Source organism: Pinisolibacter sp. DMC100, from assembly GCF_056313705.1.
This window is the reverse complement of the sequence record NZ_JBQUZT010000002.1, coordinates 283,240-304,235: the sequence shown is the minus strand read 5'-3', so window position 1 is coordinate 304,235 and position 20,996 is coordinate 283,240. Positions and strand designations below refer to the sequence as shown.

The window sequence follows — 20,996 nt, the reverse complement described above, 5'->3', positions numbered from 1 at the left end:
CGCGTCGTTCCATCGGATCGACGAAAAGGGCTTTACCACGGTTCCGTCACAAAAGTATAAACATCTAGATCTATAGACAACTCGACACGGACCACCGACGAGGCAACCCATGGCCACCCAGGACCAGCCCACCGCCGAGACCGATCGCGGGCGCGACATCGCCCCCGCCGACGCCGCCCGCCGCGCCGTCATGGCGCTCGCCGCCCGCGCCGAGGCCGAAGACCTCGCCCCCGTCCGCGCGCTGGCACCGGAAGGAATCGTCGACCTCCGCGCCCCGGAGATCGGCCTCGTCATGCTGCGCGGCCGCATGGGCGGCACCGGCGCCGCCTTCAACCTCGGCGAGGCGACCGTCGCCCGCGCCGCGGTGCGCCTGCCGTCGGGCACCGTCGGCTTCGCCCACCGCCTCGGCCGCGACGGTCGGGCGGCGCGCGACGCCGCCATCCTCGATGCGCTGTGGCAGGAGGGCGGCGACACCCGCGCCACGCTCGATGCCCGCGTGCTCGCCCCGCTCGCCGCCCGGCTCGAGGCCGAAGACACCGCCCGCGCGGCGGCGGTCGCCGGCACCCGGGTCGACTTCTTCACCATGGTCCGCGGAGAAGACCGATGAACGCGCCCGCCCCCCGCACCACGGCAGCCCAGCTCGCCCCCGGCTTCGCCGATCCGGTTCGCAATGCCCGCGACGTCTTCCGCGCCGTCCTCGACGCCATGGCCGAACCCGGCCGGGTGATCCCCGTCGCCGGCATCACCGAAGCCCCCGCGCCGCTCTCGCCGGTCGCCGCCGCCGTGGTGGCGACGCTCGCCGACTTCGAGACGACGGTCTGGCGCGACGCGGCGCTCTCGACCGAGGCCACCGCCGCCTGGATCGCCTTCCACACCGGCGCGCCGCTCTCCGAAGACGCCGGTTCCGCCGACTTCGCGGTGATCGGCGACGCGAGCGCCGCGCCCGGTTGGGAGACCTTCGCCGTCGGCACCGACGTCGACCCGTCGCACTCGACCACCGCGATCCTCCAGGTCGCGGGCTTCGACGCGGCGCTGCCCGGCGCCCGCCGCTGGCGCCTCTCCGGCCCCGGCATCGAGACGGTGCGGGAGGTGACGATCGCCGGCGCCCCCGCCGACCTCGCCGCCCGCGCCGCCGCCAATCGCGCGCTCTTCCCGCGCGGCATCGACCTCGTGCTGGCCGGCCCGACCGCGGTCATGGCCCTGCCCCGCACCACCCGGATCGAGGAGATCGGCTGATGTATGTTTCGGTCAAGGGCGGCGCCGCCGCCATCCGCCGCGCCCACGCGCTGCTCGCCGATCGCCGTCGCGGCCCCCGCGACGTCGCCGAGATCGCCCCCGCCCAGATCGACGACCAGCTGGCGCTCGCCGTCGACCGGGTGATGAACGAGGGCTCGCTCTTCGACCGCCGCCTCGCGGCGCTGGCCATCAAGCAGGCGCGCGGCGATCTGGTCGAGGCCGCCTTCCTGGTGCGCGCCTATCGCACCACGCTGCCGCGTTTCGGCGCCTCGCGACCGATCGACACCGCCGCCATGGCGATCGAACGGCGCATCTCGGCGACCTACAAGGACCTGCCCGGCGGCCAGATCCTCGGGCCGACCTTCGACTACACCCATCGCCTGATCGACTTCGGTCTCGAAGCCGGAGAAGCCGAAGCGATCGACGACTCGGTCGAATGGGCCGAACCGGCGCCGTCCGAAACGTTTTCGGAAGCCGAGATCGGCGCCGTTCCGCGCGTCACCGAGCTTCTCGCGCTCGAAGGCCTCGTCGAGGACGAGACGGCGGGTGCCGACGACGCCCCGGTCGGCGACCTCACCCGCGCGCCGCTGCGGGTGCCCGCCGCCCGCGACGTGCGCCTGCAACAGCTCGCCCGTGGCGACGAGGGCTTCCTGCTGGCGCTCGGTTATTCGACCCAGCGCGGCTACGGATCGACCCATCCCTTCGCCGGCGAAATAAGATTCGGAGCCGTCGAGGTCGAGATCGACGTGCCGGAGCTCGGCTTCCCCGTGCCGCTCGGCCGCATCGCCGTCACCGAGTGCCAGATGATCAACCAGTTCGCCGGATCGGCCTCGGTCGCCCCGACCTTCACCCGCGGCTACGGCCTGGTCTTCGGCCAGTCGGAGCGCAAGGCGCTGGCGATGGCGCTGGTCGACCGGGCGCTGCGCACCGAAGAGCTCGGCGGCGAGGTCGTCGCCCCGGCGCAGGATCAGGAATTCGTCCTCTCCCACGCCGACAACATCCAGGCGACCGGCTTCGTCGAGCATCTGAAGCTGCCGCACTACGTCGACTTCCAGGCCGAACTGGCGCTGGTCCGCCAGATGCGGGCCGAACACGAAGCACGCGCCGCGGCCCACGCGGCGGACGATGAGATCGCACTCGCGGAGGCCGCCCAATGAATGCGCCGAGCCGTACCGTCCAGGGCTACAACTTCGCCTACCTCGACGAGCAGACCAAGCGGATGATCCGCCGGGCGCTCTTGAAGGCGGTGGCGATCCCCGGCCATCAGGTCCCCTTCGCCTCGCGCGACATGCCGATGCCCTACGGCTGGGGCACCGGCGGTATCCAGGTGACCGCCGCCATCCTCGGCCCCGACGATGTCCTGAAGGTCATCGACCAGGGCGCCGACGACACCACCAATGCGGTGTCGATCCGCGCCTTCTTCGAGAAGACCGCCGGCGTCGCGACGACGACCAGGACCGCCGAGGCGACGGTGATCCAGACCCGTCACCGCATCCCGGAAAAGCCGCTCGTCGCCGGTCAGACCCTCGTCTTCCAGGTGCCGATCCCGGAACCCCTGCGCTTCCTCGAGCCGCGCGAGACCGAGACGCGGGTGATGCATGCGCTCGCCGACTACGGGCTGATGCAGGTGAAACTCTACGAGGACATCGCCACCCACGGCCACATCGCCAAGACCTATGCCTATCCGGTCAAGGTCGAGGGCCGCTACGTGATGGATCCCTCGCCGATCCCGAAGTTCGACAACCCGAAGCTCCACATGAGCCCGGCCCTGCAGCTCTTCGGCGCCGGCCGTGAGAAGCGCGTCTATGCGCTGCCGCCCTTCACCCGGGTCGAGAGCCTCGACTTCGACGACCATCCCTTCGAACGCACCAAGTTCGACGCCCCCTGCGCGCTCTGCGGCGCGACCGACAGCTTCCTCGACGAGGTGGTGATCGACGACCGCGGCGGGCGGATGTTCGTCTGCTCCGACACCGACCACTGCGAGGACCGCCGCGCCGCCGGCCATGTCGGCGAAATGCTCGCCGTCGAAACCCCGGAGGATCGCCCGTGACCGCTCCCTTCCTGCTCGAGGCCCGCGGCCTCACCCGTTGGTACGGCGACCGGCTCGGATGCCGCGACGTCTCCTTCGACATCCGCGAGGGCGAGGTCCTGGCGATCGTCGGCGAGAGCGGCTCCGGCAAGTCGACGCTGCTGTCGCTGCTCTCCGGCCGGCTCACGCCGTCGTCGGGCGAGGTCCACTATCGCATGCGCGACGGCGAGACCCGCGATCTCGGTGCCCTCACCGAGGCCGAACGCCGCCACCTCTTCCGCACCGACTGGGGCTTCGTCCATCAGGACGCGACGCAGGGGCTGCGCATGGGCGTCTCGGCCGGCGGCAACGTCGGCGAGCGGCTGATGGCGGTCGGCGCCCGCCACTACGGCGACATCCGCGCCAAGGCCGAGGACTGGCTCGACCGCGTCGAGATCGACCCGACCCGCATCGACGAGAAGCCGACCGCCTATTCAGGCGGCATGCGCCAGCGCCTGCAGATCGCCCGCAACCTCGTCACCGCCCCCCGCCTCGTCTTCATGGACGAGCCGACCGGCGGCCTCGACGTCTCGGTGCAGGCCCGTCTGCTCGATCTCGTCCGCCGCCTCGTCGCCGACATGGGGCTCGCGGTGATCGTCGTCACCCACGACCTCGCCGTCGCCCGCCTCCTCTCCGACCGCATCATGGTGATGCGCGCCGGCCGGGTGATCGAGGAAGGGCTGACCGACCGGGTCCTCGACGATCCGCAGGCGCCCTACACCCAGCTCCTCGTCTCCTCGATCCTGCAACCGTGAGGCCGACCATGACTGAGACCGATCCGATCCTCGCGGTCCGCGACGTCGCCAAGCACTTCACCATGCATCTGCGCGGCGGCCTGACGATTCCGGTCGTCGACGACGTCGCCTTCGACGTCCATGCCGGCGAATGCGTCGTGCTCGGCGGCCCCTCGGGCGCCGGCAAGTCGTCGATCCTGAAGATGGTCTGGGGCAACTACGGCGTCGACCGCGGCTCGATCCGCGTCGCGACCGTCGACGGCACGATCGACGTCCCCACCGCCGCGCCGCGCGACGTCATCGCGCTGCGCCGCTCGACCATGTCCTGGGTCAGCCAGTTCCTCCGCGTCGTCCCGCGCGTCGCCACCATCGACGTGGTGATGGAACCGGCCCTCGTCCGCGGTCACTCGGCCGAGGAGGCGCGCGAGCGGGCGGAAAGCTTACTTCGCCGGCTCAATGTTCCCGAGCGCCTGTGGCTGCTGCCGCCGGCGACCTTCTCGGGCGGCGAGCAGCAGCGCGTCAACATCGCCCGCGGCCTCGTCGCCGATGCGGGGCTTCTCCTCCTCGACGAGCCGACCGCCTCGCTCGACGCCGAGAACCGCGCCGCCGTGGTCGAGCTGATCGAGGCGCGCAAGGCGGCGGGAACCGCGCTTCTCGGCATCTTCCACGACGCCGACGTGCGCGATCGGGTGGCGACCCGCATCGTCGACGTCGCCGCCTTCGCCGAACGGAGGGCCGCCGCATGAACGCCCCCGTCTCCAAGGCCGCCCACGGCAAGATTCCGGAGGCCGGCCTCTTCGGCACCGACGTCCGCCTGCGCGAGACGACCGTCGGCCGCTTCGTCGAGCTCGGCGACCACGTCCACGTCGAATACGCGACGATCGGCGACTGGTCCTACGTGATGCAGCGCTCGGCGGTCGCCGATGCCGACATCGGCCGATTCACCGCGATCGCCGCCGACTGCCGCATCGGCCCGCCGAACCACCCACTCGACCGGGCGACCATCCATCGCCTGTCCTACACGCCGGAATACTATTTCCCGGCGGAGATCCGCGATCACGCCTTCTTCGCCGACCGCCGCGCCGCGCGCACCCGCATCGGCAACGACGTGTGGATCGGCCACGGCGTCACCGTTCTCGCCGGCGTCACCGTCGGCGACGGCGCGGTGATCGCCGCCGGCGCGGTGGTGGCGAAGGACGTCGCCCCCTACACCATCGTCGGCGGCGTGCCGGCCAAGGAAATCCGTCGCCGCATGGCGCCGGACCTCGCGGAGCGGATGGCTCGGCTCGCCTGGTGGGACTGGTCACACGACCGTCTCGAGCAGGCGGTATCCGACTTCCGCGACCTTTCGATCGAAGCCTTCCTGGAAAAGCACGAGACGCCATGACCATCGTCGAACCCGTGACCGCTTCCGCCGTCGCCGAGCCGGTCGGCTCGCTCGCCGTCGCCTCCCGTTCGATCGTCCTCGCCGACCGGGTCGTCCCCGGCACCGTCGTGGTCGAGAACGGCGTGATCGTCGCCATCGAGGAGGATCGCATCCTCGACGAGGCCGAGGACTGGGGCGACGACATCCTCGTCCCCGGTCTGGTCGAACTCCACACCGACCACATCGAGCCGCACTATTCGCCGCGGCCGAAGGTGTTCTGGGAGCCCTTCTCGGCGGTCTTCTCCTACGACGCCCAGATCGCCGCGGCCGGCATCACCACCGTCTTCGACAGCCTGCGCGCCGGTTCCGACGGCGACAGCTCGATGCTCGGCGCCCGCCTCTTCGAACTCGGCGATGCGATCGAGAAGGCCAAGGCGACCGGCCTGCTGCGGGTCGATCACCACACCCATCTGCGCTGCGAGATCTGCGCCGCCGATGTGCTCGATCAGGCGCGCGAGTATCTCGGCCGCTTCGACGTCCGTCTCCTGTCGCTGATGGACCACACGCCCGGCCAGCGCCAGTTCCGCGACGCCGAGAAGCTGCGCGACTACTACCGCGGCAAGAAGAAGGGCATGAGCGAGGAAGAGCTCGACGCCTTCTTCGCCGAGCGCGTCCGCCTGCACGAGCGCTACGGCGTCGTCCATCGCCGCGCCCTGGTCGACATCGGCCACGAACGCGGCGTGGCGCTGGCGAGCCACGACGACACCACGGTCGCACACGTCGAGGAATCGGTCGCCGACCGCGTCCAGGTCGCCGAGTTCCCGACCACGCTCGAGGCGGCCGCCGCCTCGCACGCCGCCGGCCTCGCCGTGCTGATGGGCGCGCCCAACGTGGTGCGCGGCGGCTCGCATTCCGGCAACGTCTCGGCGATCGCGCTGGCGGAAGCCGGCCATCTCGACATCCTGTCGTCGGACTACGTCCCCGTCAGCCTGATCGAGGGCGCCTTCGGCCTCGCCGACGTGGCGGCGATCGGCGGCCTCGCCGGTGCCATCCGCACCGTGTCGAAGAACCCGGCGGAAGCGACCGGCATGACCGACCGCGGCGAAATCGCCTGCGGAAAACGCGGCGATCTCGTCCGCGTCCGTCTCCTCGACGGCCATCCCGTGGTACGGGAGGTCTTCCGTCTCGGCCGCAGGGTGTCGTGATGCAGGAACCGTCGACCCATCGCCGCGATCGGCCCGCCGAGACCACCACCGAGGTGCTGCCCGGCCGGCTGGTGCTGGTGGTCGGCCCGTCGGGGGCAGGCAAGGACACGCTGATCGCCGCCGCCCGCGAGCGGCTCGGCGACGATCCCCGCTACGCCTTCCCGCGCCGGGTCGTCACCCGGCCGGCGAGCGCGGCGGAGGACAACATCGCCGCCGGCGCTTCGGAGTTCGCCGCGATCGCCGATCTCGGCGGCTTCGCCCTCGCCTGGGAGGCGCACGGCCACCGCTACGGCATCCCGGCCCGCATCGTCTCCGACCTCGCCGAGGGGCGTACCGTGGTGGTCAACGTCTCGCGGACCGTCATCCGCGAGGCCCGCGACCGCTGGCCCGACGTCACCGTGGTCGAGGTCTCGGCCCCGGCCGAGGTGCTCGCCGGCCGCATCGCCGCGCGCGGTCGCGGCAGCGACGCGGCGAGCGGCGACCGTCTCGCCCGCCGCTTCGAGGTCGAGGATCTGCCGCCGCCCGACGTCGCCATCGACAACGGCGGCGATCTGCGCTCGGCGGTCGATGCCTTCCTGCGCACCATCGCGCTCGCCTGACGCCGGAGAACTCCCCGTGACGAAGCCGCGCCATGCCGTCTATTTCGCCCCGGCGGCCGACACCGCCCTGTGGCAGCTCGCCTCCGCCGTGATCGGCCGCGACGCGGTGACGGGGAAGACCCTGCCCTTCCCCGACGCGCCGCCCTGCGACGCCGCCGACTGGGAGGCGCTGACCGCCGAACCGCGCCGCTACGGCTTCCACGCCACGCTCAAGGCGCCGTTCGAACTCGCCGACGGCACCACCGAGGCGGGTCTCGTCGACGCCGCCCGCAGCTTCGCCGCGACCAGCCGGCCCTTCGACGTGCCCGGCCTCGAGGTCGCGACGGTGAAGGCCTTCACCGCCATCGTGCCGAGCGCCCGCTCGACCGCGCTCGACCGGCTGGCGGGCGACTGCGTCGTGCTGTTCGAGCCCTTCCGCGCGCGCCTCTCGGAGGCTGAACGCACCCGCCGCGTCGCCGGTCTCACCGAACCGCGTCACGTCGCCTCGGTCGATCGCTGGGGCTATCCCTGGGTCTTCGAGGACTTCCGCTTCCACATGACGTTGACCGGCCCGCTGCCGGAAGAGCGCCGCGAGCCGATCCGCGCCGCACTCGCGACCCTGGTCGGCGCCGCCGCCCGGACGATCCGCGTCGATGCCGTCGCCATCTTCCGCCAGGACGACCGCACCGCCCCCTTCCGCCTCGTCGAACGCTGCCGCTTCGCCGGCGCCTGAGGCGGCCCATCCGATATTTTTCACGCTCCCGTCCCCCTCGGGCGATCCGCGCGCGCGTTCCGTGCGTAGACCTTCCGAAGGCGCCGCGTCTCCGCCGCGCCGTGGGAGACCCGCGCGATGACCGAAACCACCCGCCACCGCCGCCGCATCGCCGTGATCGGCACCGGGATTTCCGGCCTCTCGGCCGCCTGGCTGCTCTCCCGCGCCCACGACGTCGAGGTCTTCGAGGCGGATTCTCGCATCGGCGGTCATTCCAACACCGTCGAGGTCGAGATCGCCGGCCGCCGCGTCGCCGTCGACACCGGCTTCATCGTCTACAACGAGCCCTGCTACCCGAACCTCACCGCCCTCTTCGACCACCTCGGCGTCGAGACCACGGCGACCGACATGAGCTTCGCCGTGTCGCTCGATCGGGGTCGGTTGGAATATGCCGGCACCGACCTCGCCGGCCTCCTCGCCCAGCCGTCGAACATCGCGCGACCGCGTTTCTGGTCGATGATGCGCGATCTCCTGCGCTTCTATCGCGAGGCCCCGGCGGCGCTCGCGACCATGGGCGAGGAGAGCCTCGACGACTGGCTGGACGCCCGCGGCTACGGCGCCGCCTTCCGCGAGGATCACCTCTACCCGATGGCCGCCGCCATCTGGTCGACCCCGGCGATGGAGGTCGGCCACTATCCGGTCGCCGCCTTCGTCCGCTTCTGCGAGAACCACGGCCTCCTGAGGGTCACCGGCCGCCCGGTCTGGCGCACCGTCGTCGGCGGCAGCCGCAACTACGTCGCCCGCCTCGCCGCCCCCTTCGCCGACAGGATCCGCGTCGCGAGCCCGGTCGTCTCGATCCGCCGGGACCCGGCCGGCGTCGAGATCGTCGATGCCTCGGGCACCGCGCGGCGCTACGACCGCGTGGTGATCGCCACCCACGCCGACCGCGCGCTGGCGCTGCTCGCCGACCCGTCGGCCGAGGAACGGCGCATCCTCTCGGCCTTCCGCTACTCGCGCAACACCGCGGTGCTGCACGGCGACACCGACCTGATGCCGCGCCGCCGCCGCGCCTGGGCGAGCTGGAACTATCTCTCCGACGGCCGCGGCCACGACCGCCGCCTGTCGGTGACCTACTGGATGAACCGCCTCCAGCCGCTCGGAGACGAGACGCCCGATCTCTTCGTGACGCTGAACCCGCTGCGCGAACCGCGCCGCGACACCGTCCATGCCGAGATCGCCTACGATCATCCGCTGTTCGACGTCGGAACCTTCCGGGCGCAGAAGGAGATCTGGTCGTTGCAGGGGCAGCGCGACACCTGGTTCTGCGGCGCCCATTTCGGCGCCGGCTTCCACGAGGACGGCCTTCAGGCGGGCCTCGCCGCGGCGGAGGAGGCGGGAGACGTCATCCGCCCCTGGCGCGTCGCCGACGCCGACGGCCGCATCCATCGCCTGCCCCGCCCGGCGCCTCACCCGCATGCGGAGGCGGCGGAATGACCGCGCTCGCCTCCGGCCTCTATCGCGGCCACGTCACCCACCACCGCACGCGTCCGCGCGAGCATCGCCTCGCCTCGCGCATCTGGTCGATGCTGATCGATCTCGACGAACTCGACGCGCTCGATCGCCGCTTCCGCTTCTTCTCGGCCGGCCGGGCGAACCTCGTGTCGTTTCGTCCGACCGACCGCGGCGACGGCTCGGGGCACTTGCGCGAGACGATCGAGGCGGAGATGCACGCCGCCGGGATCGAACCGGACGGCGGGCCGATCCGCCTCTTCACCATGCCGCGCATCCTCGGCCGTGCCTTCAATCCGCTGTCGGTCTTCTTCTGCCACCGCCGCGACGGAACGATCGCGGCGATCCTGTGGGAGGTCGACAACACCTTCGGCGAGCGCCACGGCTACCTGATCCCGGTCGAGGCGGGCACCGACGGCGAGATCCGCCAGTCCTGCGACAAAGGCTTCTACGTCTCGCCCTTCATGGACATGGATCTCGCCTACCGCTTCCGCGTGAGCCCGCCCGGCGAGACCTTTGCGCTGGTGATCGAGGTCTCCGACGCCGAAGGCCCGATGTTCTCCGCCCGCCATCTCGCCCGCCGCGTCGAGGCGAGCGACGCCGCCTTCCTGCGCATCGCTCTGACCACGCCGTTCCAGGCGCTGGGCGTCGTCGGCGCCATCCATTGGGAGGCGTTGAAACTCTGGCTGAAGGGCCTGCGCCTCCGCCCCCGCCCGCCGGTGCCGGAGCAGGCGGTGACGGCCGTGTCGCCCGAGCCGCGGATCAAGCCGGCCGAGTGAGGCCGACGAAGAGGACGACATGAAGAAGGGGGCCGATCGGCCCCCTTTTCTCGTCCGCCTCGCCCTGCCTCACAGCCCCACGAAGGGCTGCAGCAGGCGGCCGATGCCGTGGATGCGCAGGCGGCCCTCGACGGCGGCGATGCAGATGCATTCACCGTCGGCGTCGACCTGCGGCCGGTGGTCGATGTGCTCGTCGGCCTCCACCAGATCGCCCGGCCCGTAGGCGTCGCGACCGTCGGAGAAGCCGCCGACCAGCACCTGCGTGAACTCGCGGCCGGTGTGGCCGTGGCGCGGCGCGCCGCCGGCGGCGGGGATGCGCAGCAGGATGACGTTGGCGTCGGCGTCGCCGTCGATCTCGACCCGCGCGAAGGCGAGCGCCGAGCCGATCCGCCGCCAGCGGCCGACCCGATGGGCGGCGAGCCGCGCCGGCAGGACGATGCCGTCCGGCGTCGCCGGGGCGACGGGTTCCGGCGGCGTCTCGACCGAGGCGACGGCGACGCCCGCGGCGTCCTCGGCATTGATCCGGGCGAAGAGCGCGTCGAGCGCGCCCGCCGCCATCGGCGCCGGCTCGATCGCCTCGAGCAGGGCGCCGCCGACCGCCTCGAAGGCGCGGACCGCCGCGCGGCAGTGCGGGCAGGCGTCGAGATGGATGTCGACGACCAGCCGCGGTCCGGCCGCCAGCGTTCCCGCGGCATGGGCCATCAGCGTGGCGTCGAAAGGGTGATGGCGGGGGCTCATCGATCGGCCTCCAGCAGGGCGCGCAGGCGGTTCGCCGCCAGACGCAGCCGCGATTTCACGGTACCGAGCGGAATGCCGAGATCGCGGGCGATCTCGACCTGCGGCTTGTCGGTGAAATAGGTCATGCGCACCACGTCCGCCTGATCGGGGGGCAGCGCCGCCAGCGCCGCACGAACGCGGGCCTCGCGCTCGCCGGCCAGCACCACAGCTTCCCCGTCGGGGCTGTCGTCGATCTCGTCGTGGTCGGCGACGTCGACGAAGGTCGCCCGACCGGCCCGCCGCAGCGCGTCGATGCGCTGGTTGCGGGCGATGGAGAAGATCCAGGTCGCGGCACTCGCCTGGGTCGGATCGAAGAGCTCGGCCTTGCGCCAGACGGCGAGCATCGTCTCCTGGACGACCGCCTCGGCATCGATGATGCCGCCGCGCGACAGGAAGGCGAGGAGCCGGGGCGCGAACTGGGCGTGGAGCCGCGCGAAGGCCGCGCGATCCCGATGCGCCGCGACCGCGAGGATCGAGGCTTCGGGGCCGTCCGGATCGATGTCCGCGAGGCGGGTTCCCGGAGACATGTCGCTCGAGTGCCCTCCCCGCCGCAGAGCCGTGATGATCGCCATCCTTCCCTACCGCTTCTTCGTGTTCCGAAACAAGATACGAAGGGGGATGCGGGACGGATCACCCGGGCGGCGAAGATCGTCGCGAAGATCGATCCTCTTCGAAGAGGTGTGGATCGAGGCCCGGCGCGATCCTTCGAGACGCGCCTGCGGCGCTCCTCGGGACGAGGCTCTGAAGGACTTCCCCGCGAAAACAAACGCCTCATGCCGAGGAGGCGCCCGGAGGGCGCCGTCTCGAAGCATCGCGCACGGCGTCGACCACGGCTCCACCGAACTGCACGGAGGTCTTCTCGCGGAAGAAGGGACGCGCCGATCTCACACACGGTCTCGAGCGACCCAGGCGGGTACGGTCTCCCAATCGCCACCGCGCCGGTCAGCTTAGCCGATCGCGGTGAGGGGAAGTTACAAGGCGGCGGCGGGTGATCTCCACCTCAACCCTCCGAACCCTTCCCCCCACTCCCCCTGCCCGCTCCCCCATCCGTCCTTCCCCTCGCTTGCCGCGCTTCCCGCCCCATGTTAGTTAGTACGCAATAACTAACCAAGGGAAGCGACCGATGCGGAAATCGTCGGATGTCCGGCGCGCCGAGATCGTCGAGGCGGTGTTGCGGCTGTCGATCGAGGTCGGGCCGGATCGCCTCACCATCCAGGCGGTGGCCGACGCGGTCGGCATCACCCAGCCGGCGGTCTTTCGCCATTTCGCCAATCGCGACGCGCTGTGGATCGGCGTCGCCGAGGTCGTCGCCGCCCGCATGCGCTGGGCCTGGGACGCGGCGGAGGCCACCGCCGAGGGACCCGCCGACCGCATCCGCCGGCTGATCGCCGCCCAGGCCGACGTCGTCGCCGCCGAACCGTCGATCCTGGCGATCGTCTTCTCGCACGAACTCCGGGTCGGCAACCCCGCCCTCGCCGCCGCCTTCCGCGGCCTGATGGCGGATCTGGCCAAGCGCCTCGCCGCCGCCTTCGCCGCCGCGGGCCCTGGCGCCCGCGTCGCCCCGGCCGACGGCGCGCTGCTGGTTCTCGGGCTGGTCCAGAGCTCGGCCCTGCGCTGGTCGCTCGCCGGCCGCGCCTTCGACCTCGTCGGCGAGACCACACGCCTCCTCGACATCCAACTCGCCGGCCTCCTCGACCGCGAAGGCAACGCGCCATGAAGAAGATCCCGAAATCCCTCCGCATCGCCGCCGTCGTCGTCGCCGTGGCGATCGCCGCCCGCGTCTACGTCGTGATGCGCCCGGTCGAGGTCACCGTCGCCCGGGTCGAGACCGACGTCGCGGTGCGCGTCTTCGGCCTCGGCAGCCAGGAGGCCCGCATCGCCACCCGGCTCGGCTTCGAGACCGCCGGTCAGCTCGTCGCGCTCGGCGCCGACCACGGCGACCGGGTCAAGGCCGGTGCGCTCCTCGCCCGCATCGAGGACGGCGAGGCCCGCGCCCGGCTGGAGAAGTCGCGCGCCGGGGTCGCCGCGGCGGAAGCCGCGCTCGCCAAGGCCGAGGCGCTCGCCCAGCGCAGCCGCGTCGTCGCCCTACAGAAGCGCCGCGTCGACGAGCGCCGCAGGTCGCTGGTCGAACGCCAGACCGTCTCGGTCGAAGCCGCCGAGACCGCCGAACTCGACGCCCGCATCGCCGAGGCCGACGGCGGCGTCGCCCTGCGCGACGTCGACGTCGCCCGCGTCAATCTCACCGCCGCCCGCGCCCAGGAGACGCTCGACGGCGTGCTGCTCGAACGGCTGCGCCTCGTCGCCCCCTTCGACGGCGTGGTGACCACCCGCCTGCGCGAACTCGGCTCGGTGATGAACCCGGGCGAGGCGCTGTTCAGTCTGGTCGATCCTTCGTCCGTCTGGATCCAGGCCTTCGTCGACGAGGCCCGCGCCGGCGATCTGGTCGAGGGCCAGCCGGCCGACGTGCGCCTGCGCTCGCGCCCCGGCGAGACCTTCCGCGGCCGCGTCGCCCGCGTCGGCCTCGAGAACGACCGCGTCGGCGAGGAACGCCGCGTCTTCGTCGCCTGCGAGACCTGCCCGGCCGACTTCCACCTCGGCGAGCAGGCCGAGGTCGAGGTGACGACCCGCCGCCTCGCCAACGCCCTCCTCGTGCCGCAGACCGCGCTGCGCATGGTCGGCCCGGCCGAAGCGATCGGCTGGACCGTCGCCGACGGCCGCCTCGCCGAGACCCGCATGACGATCGGCGCACGCCTCCTCGACGGCCGCGTCGAGATCGTCGGCGGGCTCGCCGACGGCGCGCTTCCCGTCGTCTCCGGCGATGCGACCGCCTTCCGCGCCGGCCGCCGCGCCACCGTCGCCGAGCCGACGGAGAAGCGGCCATGAACCTCGCCGTCCGCGACATCCGCCATCACCTCGGCCGCTTCCTGGTGACGGCCCTCGGCCTCGGCCTGCTGCTCGGCGTGGTTCTGTCGATGATCGGCATCTATCGCGGACTGGTCGCCGACGCGCTGGCGCTGGTGCGCGCGCCCGGCGCCGACGTCTGGGTGGTGGAGACCGGCACCCGCGGCCCCTTCGCCGAGGGCTCGCGCATCCCCGGCGACACCCGCGAGAGCATCGCCCGCCTCGCCGGCGTCACCGAGACCGGCGCCCTCTCCTTCCAGGCGCTCGAGGCGACCCACGGCGCGCGCAAGCTCCGCCTGCAGGTCGTCGGCTACGAGCTCGGCCGCCTCGGCGGCCCGCCCGAAATCGTTTCGGGTCGCGACATCGCCCGCAGCCGCTTCGAACTCGTCGCCGACGCCAAGACCGGGCTCGTCCTCGGCGAACGCATCGTGCTCGGCAACGACACCTTCACGGTCGTCGGCACGACGCGCGGCGCCGTCGCCTCGGGCGGCGACCCGGTGGTGTGGATGACGCTGCGCGATTCCCAGGAGCTGCAGTTCCGCCTCGCGCCCGCGCCCGCCCGTCGCGAGGCCGCCCGCGGCACCACCGCGACCGGCACGCCCGACACGATCAACGCCGTCGTCGCCCGGATCTCGGCGAACGTTCCGGCCGAGAGCGTCGTCGATGCCGCCAAACGCTGGAAGCACCTCGCGGCGATGACGCAGGCCGAGCAGGAGACCATCCTGACCCGCTCGGTGGTCGAGAAGGCGCGTCAGCAGATCGGCCTCTTCACCACCGTGCTGCTCACCGTCTCCACCGTGATCATCGCCCTGATCATCTACACCATGACCATGGACAAGATCCGCGAGATCGCCACGCTGAAGCTGATCGGAGCCCCCGATCGCCGCATCGTCGGGCTGATCGTGCAGCAGGCCCTGGCGCTCGGCACCATCGGCTTCACCCTCGGCGCGACGCTGATCGTCTCGGTCAAGGACAACTTCCCCCGCCGCGTCGTGATGCAGCCGGAGGACGTCGCGGCATTGGCGCTGGTGGTCGTGGTGGTCTGTCTGCTGGCGAGCGGCCTCGGCGTCCGCCTCGCCCTCCGGGTCGATCCCGCCAAGGCGCTGGGAGGCTGACATGACCGACGACACCCGCCGTCCCTCGATCGAACTCGTCGGCCTCGCCAAGCACTACGGCGAGGGCGAGACCCGCGTCGACGCGCTGAGGGCGGTCGATCTCGCGCTCTTTCCCGGCGAGGTGGTCGGCCTCATCGGCCCCTCGGGCTCGGGCAAGACGACGCTGCTCAACCTCGTCGGCTGCATCGTCGAGCCCTCGGCAGGCACCATGCGGCTCGACGGCGAGACCGTCTGGGACGGCCGTTGGCTCCGCCCCGACCTGCGCTCGCTCAGGCTCGAGAAGATCGGCTTCATCTTCCAGTTCCACAACCTGCTGCCGTTCCTCGACGTGACCGAGAACGTCGCCCTCGTCCTCGACATGGCGGGCGTCGCGCCCGACGCCGCCTTCGCGCGGGCGCACGAGCTGCTCGACTATCTCGAGGTCGGCCATCGCAAGACGGCGACGCCGTCGTCGCTGTCGGGCGGCGAGGCGCAACGCGTCGCCATCGCCCGGGCGCTCGCCAACCGGCCGCGCATCATCCTCGCCGACGAGCCGACCGCCGCGCTCGACGGCGAGCGCGCCGGCATCGTCATGGATCTCCTGCGGAAAGTGGCGACCGAACAGTCGGCGACCGTCATCGTCGTCACCCACGACGAGAAGATCTGGGATCGCTTCGACCGCATCTTCGCGCTGCGCGACGGGCGGATCGTCACCACCGAGACGCCGCGGGCGGAAGCGAGCTGACGAGAGGTATCGGGCCGGAGGCAGAGGCCCTTCATCCTGAGGTGCGAGCGCAAGCGAGCCTCGAAGGGCGAAGGGCCGAGAGGCACGGCGCGTCGTGGCTTCGCCCTTCGAGGCCCGGCCTTCAGCCGGGCACCTCAGGGTGAAGCCGAACGGGAGGGAGACGGTCGCGAAATCGGAAGTCCCGTATCACTCGGCGGCGCGGAGCTTCTCGGCCGGATCGGTCGCGGCGAGACGGTCGAGGATGAAGGCGGCGATCGCCTCGGGACGATCGAGATCGAGGCAGGGCACGCCGACGCCCGTCAGCGGCTCGTCGGAGGCGACCGCCACGATCGACGATCCCGGCGTCCACATCAGCGCATGGCCCTCGCTCGGGCGATGGACCTCGATCGACGGCAGACCGTGCGAATGGAACCCCTCGACCAGCACGACGTCGACCGGCGCGAGGCGGGAGAGCAGATCTTCGAGCACCGGCTCGGCCTCGTCGCGCACCTCGTGCAGCAGCGCCCAGCGACCGCCCGAGATCAGCAGCACCTCCTCCGCCCCCGCCTCGCGGTGACGCCAGGAGTCCTTGCCGGGCTTGTCGATGTCGAAGCCGTGGTGGGCGTGTTTGACGGTCGAGACCGTCAGCCCATGGGCGCGGACATGCGGCAGGAGACGTTCCATCAGCGTGGTCTTGCCCGAACCGCTGCGTCCGACGAGCGCGAAGATCTTCATGACCGGTCTCCGGGAGAAGGACCGGAGGGGACGGATCCCCTCCGGCGAGATGGCGGCCGGGGTGATTGGCGGCACCCCGGCCGCGGCAGGCGGCATGACGTCGGACGTCGAAGACGACCGGCGGCATTCCGGACGCGAATTTCTCATGCCACCGACGCAGATGAGAAATTCGCGTTTCTTCAAAGGCCGGGTGCGTGAGCACCTCCGGCCTTCGGCATCAGGCGGCACCCTTCGGGGCAGCGAAGGCGCCGACCGTGACGGCGGGACCGGCGTATTTCTCGACGTCGCCGACGGCGGTGTGACCGCAGTTGCCCTGCGCCAGCTTGGAGGTCCCCATGTCGACGGTGAGGACGTTGGCATCGCCGTACTTCGACAGCGTGCCGACCTTGCCGCCTTCCTGCGGATCGTACCAGCCGCCCTCGTTGACCCGGATCACGCCCGGACGGATGTGATCGGTCACCTTGGCACCGGCGAGGATCTGGCCGCGGTCGTTGAACACGCGGACGACGTCGCCGTCCTTGATGCCGCGGGCTTCCGCGTCCTTCGGGTGGATCAGGCAGGGCTCGTGGCCCGAGATCGTGTAGGTCTCGCGCAGCTTGGTCCCGCAGAGCTGCGAATGCAGGCGGCTCTTGGGATGGCTGGTGGCGATGTGCAGCTTGTACTTGGTCGTCGGACCGCCGAGGCGCTCCACCGGCTCGTACCACATCGGATGCGGACCGCAGTCGTCGTAGCCCATCTTCTCGATGTTCTTCGAGTAGATCTCGATCCGGCCCGACGGCGTGCCGAGCGGATTGAGCAGCGGATCCTCACGGAACTTGCCGTAGCGGACGAAGGTCTTGCCCTCGGTGATCGGGAATTCGACCACGCCGGCACCGTTCCAGAAGGTGTCGAAGTCGGGCATGGCGATCTTCTTCGCCTTGGCCTGGGTCAGAGCCGCGTCGTAGAACGACTTGATCCACTCCATCTCCGACTTTCCTTCCGTGAACTCCTTGCCCTTGCCGAGCTTCTCGGAGATCAGCGCGAAGATCTCGTAGTCGGACTTCGACTCGTAGACCGGGTCGATCACCTTCTTCATCGCCAGGATGGCCGAGCCGGCGTAGTCGCCGACCGACTCGATGTCGTTGCGCTCGTAGGACGTCGTCGCCGGCAGCACGATGTCGGCGTGACGCGCAGTCGGTGTCCACTGGAAGTCCTGTACCACGAAGGTCTCGAGCCTCTGGAAGGCCTTGACCTGACGATTGCGGTCCTGATGGTGGACGAACGGATTGCCGCCGACCCAGTAGGCCATCTTGACGTCCGGATACTTCGCGCGCTTGCCGTTGAAGTCGAAGTCCTTGCCCGGATTCATCAGCATGTCGACGATGCGGGCGCAGGGGATGGTCGCCGCGCCGGCTTCCGTCATCCAGGCCGCACCCTCCTTGGCCTTGCCGCCGTCGGTGATGCCGGTCAGCACCGGAGCATCGGCCGCCGGGGCGCCGCCGTTGGCGTAGTGGTAGGAGAAGCCGAAGCCGCCGCCCGGCAGGCCGATCTGGCCGAGCATGGAGGCGAGCGTCACCAGCATCCAGTGGCGCTGTTCGCCGTAGTGCTGCCGCTGCAGCGAGAAGCCGCCGGCGAGCATGGTGCGGTTCTTGGCGAAGAGACGCGCCAGTTCCTTGATCTTGTCGGCCGGGATCTCGCAGATCTGGGAAGCCCATTCGGCGGATTTCGGCGTCTTGTCGGTCTCACCCATCAGATAGGGCAGGAACTTGTCGAAGCCGGTGGTGTAGTCCTTGAGGAACTTCTCGTCGTGGAGCTTTTCGACGACCAGCGTGTGGGCGATGCCCAGCATCATGGCGACGTCGGTCTGCGGCCGCGGCGCGATCCATTCGGCGCCGAAGTAGTCGCAGGTCTCGGTCTTCACCGGATCGATGCAGATGACCTTGGTGCCCTTGGCCTTGAGCGCCTTCATGCCCTCGTAGCCGCCGTGATCGCCGATCGTCCAGCTGATCTGGTTGGTGACGATCGGATCGGCACCCCAGAACACCATCAGCTGGGTGTTGTCGACGACGACCGGCCACACCGTCTGCTGCTCGTACATCTCGAGCGTGCCGACGACGTGCGGCATGATGACCTGCGCCGCACCGGACGAATAGTCGCCCGAGGCGTTCACGAAGTTGCCCTTCAGATTCATCATCCGGCGCAGCAGGCTCTGGCAGTTGTGCAGACGGCCGGGGCTCTTCCAGCCGTAGGAGCCGGCGAAGGTGCCGGTCGGGCCCCAGGTCTTCTCGACGCGGACCAGTTCCTTGGCGATGAGATCGATCGCCTGGTCCCAGGTGACGCGGACGAAGTCGTCGGTGCCGCGGGTCTCCGGGCTCGCGCCCGGGCCCTTCTCCAGCCAGGCGCAGCGCACCATCGGATACTTGATGCGGGTCGGCGAGTAGATGCTGTCGAGCACGCCGGCGAGCTGATGGCTCGGCGCCGGGTCCTTCTCCCACGGCTTGACCGAGACGATGCGGCCGCCTTCGACCTTGGCGCGGAAGGCGCCCCAGTGGCTGCCGGTCAGCACTTCACCGTCGGCGCCGGCGGCGCGGGCGCCCTGCGACAGCAGCGACGGGCCGAAGAAGCCGGCGGCGCCCAGCGCGATACCGCTGCGCAGCAGGCTGCGGCGGGACAGTTCGGCACGGAATTCCTTGTCGGAGACGATGGTCATTGTCTTCTCCTGTTGCCTTCGTGGGTCTTCTCGTCTCAGGCGAGGGGGAGGCCGGATGCTTCGCGTTCGACGAGCGTCGCGAGGAGGCGCGCCGCGGCGGCATGGAAACCGCAGCGATCGTGCACCGCGCAGGCGTCGGCGAACCGGGGAACCCAGCCGGCGAGCCGCGCGGCGAGAACCGCGCGGTCGGGATGGTCGGAGGCGGCCAGCCGGGCCATCAGGGCGAGTTCGATCGCCAGATGATCGGCCGGTTCGTGGGCCTCGCCGCCGACCGAGAGGTCGTGGGCGGCGAGCAGCCGTTCCATGTCGGTGACCGCCGGCCCGAACAGCCGTCCGTCGCCGACATGGGCGGATTCGTAGGGCGGCACCGTCTCCGGGCCGCCGAGGCCGTCGAAGAGCCGGCCGTGGGCGATGGCGATGCGGCGGGCGGCCGCCTCGTCGTCGTCCGCGATCACCGCCCCGAGCTCGACGATCGACGGGGCGAGGGCCGGGTCGGTGGCGAGTTCGGCGAGGAGTGCGGCGAGCGGCCCGACGCGGTGGGCGGCGAGCGCCGCGGCGCTCGGCGGCCGGGCGAACAGGGCCGAGAGCCAGCCCCAGGTCATCGCCGCGAAGGCCGCGGCGTCGGGGTCGCGACGGCCTTGGCCGTCGGACGGAAGCGCGGGGGCGACGTCGAGGTCGCGGGCCGGGGCGGTGGCGGGGGTCAATGTCTGCCCCCCGTGTCCTGGGCCCGGAGCTGCACCCACTTCTGGACGAAGCGGAAGTGCTCGTCGTCGAGCGAGACGAAGCGCTTCATGGCGTTGAGGACGCCGATCCACTGATTGGCGAGGTAGTGCCCGGTCTGCGGCGCGGCATGGCACAGACCGCAGGAGGCGTTGAACATCTCGGAGCCGTAGGCATCGACCTTGGCCGCGTCCTTGACCATCAGGTCGGCCTTGACCCACGCCGTCAGCGTCGCCTCGGTCCACTTCTGGTCGGTGTCGGGATCGGTCACGGTCTGGCCGCGGGCGACCTTGTCGACGGCGTCGCCGCCGAGCGCCGCGACGAAGATGCGCTTGCCCTGCTGGGCATAGAGCAGCCGCTCCGCGCCTTCCTGCTGCCAGCCGCCGACCTTGACCTGGACATAGCCGCCGTCGGTCGCCGTCACCTCGACCGGGGTCGGGGCGAGGATGCGGCCGTCGACCGTCGCCGTGTCGGAGGCGGGCTTGGCCAGCCAGAAGCCCTTGGTGGCGAGCGTCGTCGGCTTGTCGCCGGTCTTCGGGGCATCCGAGGCCGCCAGCGCGGCGAGCTCGTCGTAGAGCGCCTTGTAGCCGGTGGTCATGTCGGGCAGCTTGTGGGCGATGCCCTTGTGGCAGTCGATGCAGGTGCCGCCTTCCTTCCAGGCCTTCTGCATCTGGTCGGAGGCCTCCTTCTTCTTCTGATGGGCGAAGTCCATCGCCTCGAAGGAGTGGCAGTTGCGGCATTCGCGGCTGTCGGACGCCTTCATCCGCGCCCATTCGTGCTTGGCGAGCTCGAGACGCTTGGCCTCGAACTTCTCGGGCGTGTCGATCGAGCCGGTCAGCTTGCCCCACACCTCACCCGAGGCCTGGATCTTGCGGACGATCTTGTGGGTCCAGTCCTTCGGCACGTGGCAGTCCGAGCAGATCGCGCGCACGCCGGCCGGGTTCGAATAGTGGATGGTCTTCTTGTATTCCTCGAAGACCGTGTTCCGCATCTCGTGGCACGAGGTGCAGAACTCGAGGCTGTTGGTCGCCTCCATGACGGTGTTGAAGCCACCCCAGCCGATCACGCCGACGGCGATGCCGACGGTGCCGGCGAGCCCCAGTGCCACGGGGCGTTTCAGGAGCGAGATTGCCTTGTTCCACACGGGACCGTTCCCCTCGTCGGATTCT

General features: G+C 70.9%; 22 protein-coding genes. 16 read left to right on the top strand and 6 right to left on the bottom strand.

What is annotated here, in order from left to right; all coding sequences use genetic code 11:
• The first annotated feature begins 109 nt into the window (after nt 1–109).
• The 12 genes from phnG to ACT541_RS10255 all read left to right on the top strand — a co-directional run bounded on the left by phnG (nt 110) and on the right by ACT541_RS10255 (nt 10,187).
• Nucleotides 110–607: a phosphonate C-P lyase system protein PhnG gene (phnG, locus tag ACT541_RS10310; RefSeq protein WP_476136537.1), complete on the top strand. Its 498-nt coding sequence runs from the start codon at nt 110–112 to the stop codon at nt 605–607.
• The gene (gene phnH / locus ACT541_RS10305; protein WP_476136535.1) at nt 604–1,236 is read left to right on the top strand and encodes a phosphonate C-P lyase system protein PhnH; all 633 of its coding nucleotides are present in this window, start codon (nt 604–606) and stop codon (nt 1,234–1,236) included. The genes phnG and phnH overlap by 4 nt, the downstream gene beginning before the upstream one ends.
• Nucleotides 1,236–2,393 carry a carbon-phosphorus lyase complex subunit gene (locus ACT541_RS10300; protein WP_476136533.1) on the top strand — a complete coding sequence of 386 codons (1,158 nt, stop codon included), beginning with the start codon at nt 1,236–1,238 and terminating at the stop codon, nt 2,391–2,393. The genes phnH and ACT541_RS10300 overlap by 1 nt, the downstream gene beginning before the upstream one ends.
• On the top strand, nt 2,390–3,286 hold the full coding sequence (locus tag ACT541_RS10295) for an alpha-D-ribose 1-methylphosphonate 5-phosphate C-P-lyase PhnJ (RefSeq protein ID WP_476136531.1): 897 nt from the start codon (nt 2,390–2,392) through the stop codon (nt 3,284–3,286). The genes ACT541_RS10300 and ACT541_RS10295 overlap by 4 nt, the downstream gene beginning before the upstream one ends.
• The gene (gene phnK / locus ACT541_RS10290; RefSeq protein WP_476136529.1) at nt 3,283–4,059 is read left to right on the top strand and encodes a phosphonate C-P lyase system protein PhnK; all 777 of its coding nucleotides are present in this window, start codon (nt 3,283–3,285) and stop codon (nt 4,057–4,059) included. Before ACT541_RS10295 ends, phnK begins: the two co-directional genes overlap by 4 nt.
• 8 nt (nt 4,060–4,067) lie before the next feature.
• A complete protein-coding gene (gene phnL / locus ACT541_RS10285) occupies nt 4,068–4,784 on the top strand; it encodes a phosphonate C-P lyase system protein PhnL (RefSeq protein WP_476136527.1) in 717 nt (238 codons plus the stop codon).
• Nucleotides 4,781–5,425: a DapH/DapD/GlmU-related protein gene (locus ACT541_RS10280; RefSeq protein WP_476136525.1), complete on the top strand. Its 645-nt coding sequence runs from the start codon at nt 4,781–4,783 to the stop codon at nt 5,423–5,425. Before phnL ends, ACT541_RS10280 begins: the two co-directional genes overlap by 4 nt.
• Nucleotides 5,422–6,609 carry an alpha-D-ribose 1-methylphosphonate 5-triphosphate diphosphatase gene (locus ACT541_RS10275; RefSeq protein ID WP_476136523.1) on the top strand — a complete coding sequence of 396 codons (1,188 nt, stop codon included), beginning with the start codon at nt 5,422–5,424 and terminating at the stop codon, nt 6,607–6,609. Before ACT541_RS10280 ends, ACT541_RS10275 begins: the two co-directional genes overlap by 4 nt.
• Entirely contained in the window at nt 6,609–7,208 is a 600-nt protein-coding gene (gene phnN / locus ACT541_RS10270) for a phosphonate metabolism protein/1,5-bisphosphokinase (PRPP-forming) PhnN (RefSeq protein WP_476136521.1), read from the top strand. Before ACT541_RS10275 ends, phnN begins: the two co-directional genes overlap by 1 nt.
• Nucleotides 7,209–7,224: 16 nt before the next feature.
• A complete protein-coding gene (locus ACT541_RS10265) occupies nt 7,225–7,920 on the top strand; it encodes a DUF1045 domain-containing protein (protein ID WP_476136519.1) in 696 nt (231 codons plus the stop codon).
• A gap of 117 nt (nt 7,921–8,037) precedes the next feature.
• Nucleotides 8,038–9,393 carry an NAD(P)/FAD-dependent oxidoreductase gene (locus ACT541_RS10260; RefSeq protein WP_476136517.1) on the top strand — a complete coding sequence of 452 codons (1,356 nt, stop codon included), beginning with the start codon at nt 8,038–8,040 and terminating at the stop codon, nt 9,391–9,393.
• A complete protein-coding gene (locus ACT541_RS10255; RefSeq protein WP_476136515.1) occupies nt 9,390–10,187 on the top strand; it encodes a DUF1365 domain-containing protein in 798 nt (265 codons plus the stop codon). The genes ACT541_RS10260 and ACT541_RS10255 overlap by 4 nt, the downstream gene beginning before the upstream one ends.
• Nucleotides 10,188–10,256: 69 nt before the next feature.
• Here the strand turns inward: ACT541_RS10255 and ACT541_RS10250 are convergent, their stop codons facing one another.
• Both ACT541_RS10250 and ACT541_RS10245 read right to left on the bottom strand, forming a co-directional pair.
• Nucleotides 10,257–10,925 carry a ChrR family anti-sigma-E factor gene (locus tag ACT541_RS10250; protein WP_476136512.1) on the bottom strand — a complete coding sequence of 223 codons (669 nt, stop codon included), beginning with the start codon at nt 10,923–10,925 and terminating at the stop codon, nt 10,257–10,259.
• Complete coding sequence (locus ACT541_RS10245; protein WP_476136510.1) at nt 10,922–11,491, bottom strand: sigma-70 family RNA polymerase sigma factor; 570 nt, start codon at nt 11,489–11,491, stop codon at nt 10,922–10,924. Before ACT541_RS10245 ends, ACT541_RS10250 begins: the two co-directional genes overlap by 4 nt.
• A 596-nt stretch (nt 11,492–12,087) precedes the next feature.
• On the opposite strand from ACT541_RS10245, the gene ACT541_RS10240 reads away from it, so the two are divergent.
• From ACT541_RS10240 to ACT541_RS10225, 4 genes are read left to right on the top strand one after another with little or no spacing between them, the layout of a single operon-like run.
• Nucleotides 12,088–12,681 (top strand): TetR/AcrR family transcriptional regulator, encoded by a 594-nt coding sequence (locus ACT541_RS10240; protein ID WP_476136508.1) that lies wholly within the window; start codon nt 12,088–12,090, stop codon nt 12,679–12,681.
• The gene (locus ACT541_RS10235) at nt 12,678–13,847 is read left to right on the top strand and encodes an efflux RND transporter periplasmic adaptor subunit (protein WP_476136506.1); all 1,170 of its coding nucleotides are present in this window, start codon (nt 12,678–12,680) and stop codon (nt 13,845–13,847) included. Before ACT541_RS10240 ends, ACT541_RS10235 begins: the two co-directional genes overlap by 4 nt.
• A complete protein-coding gene (locus ACT541_RS10230) occupies nt 13,844–14,980 on the top strand; it encodes an ABC transporter permease (RefSeq protein WP_476136503.1) in 1,137 nt (378 codons plus the stop codon). The genes ACT541_RS10235 and ACT541_RS10230 overlap by 4 nt, the downstream gene beginning before the upstream one ends.
• A gap of 1 nt (nt 14,981) precedes the next feature.
• Complete coding sequence (locus ACT541_RS10225; protein ID WP_476136501.1) at nt 14,982–15,704, top strand: ABC transporter ATP-binding protein; 723 nt, start codon at nt 14,982–14,984, stop codon at nt 15,702–15,704.
• 186 nt (nt 15,705–15,890) lie between these two features.
• Here ACT541_RS10225 and mobB read toward each other — a convergent pair whose 3' ends face one another.
• From mobB to ACT541_RS10205, 4 genes are all read right to left on the bottom strand, one after another.
• Complete coding sequence (gene mobB, locus ACT541_RS10220; protein ID WP_476136499.1) at nt 15,891–16,418, bottom strand: molybdopterin-guanine dinucleotide biosynthesis protein B; 528 nt, start codon at nt 16,416–16,418, stop codon at nt 15,891–15,893.
• Nucleotides 16,419–16,635: 217 nt separating this feature from the next.
• Nucleotides 16,636–19,107 carry a trimethylamine-N-oxide reductase TorA gene (torA, locus tag ACT541_RS10215; RefSeq protein WP_476136497.1) on the bottom strand — a complete coding sequence of 824 codons (2,472 nt, stop codon included), beginning with the start codon at nt 19,105–19,107 and terminating at the stop codon, nt 16,636–16,638.
• A 35-nt stretch (nt 19,108–19,142) separates the two neighbouring features.
• Nucleotides 19,143–19,811, bottom strand: a complete 669-nt coding sequence (locus ACT541_RS10210; RefSeq protein ID WP_476136495.1) for a TorD/DmsD family molecular chaperone — start codon at nt 19,809–19,811, stop codon at nt 19,143–19,145.
• A complete protein-coding gene (locus ACT541_RS10205) occupies nt 19,808–20,971 on the bottom strand; it encodes a NapC/NirT family cytochrome c (protein ID WP_476136493.1) in 1,164 nt (387 codons plus the stop codon). The genes ACT541_RS10210 and ACT541_RS10205 overlap by 4 nt, the downstream gene beginning before the upstream one ends.
• Between the last annotated feature and the right edge of the window lie 25 nt (nt 20,972–20,996).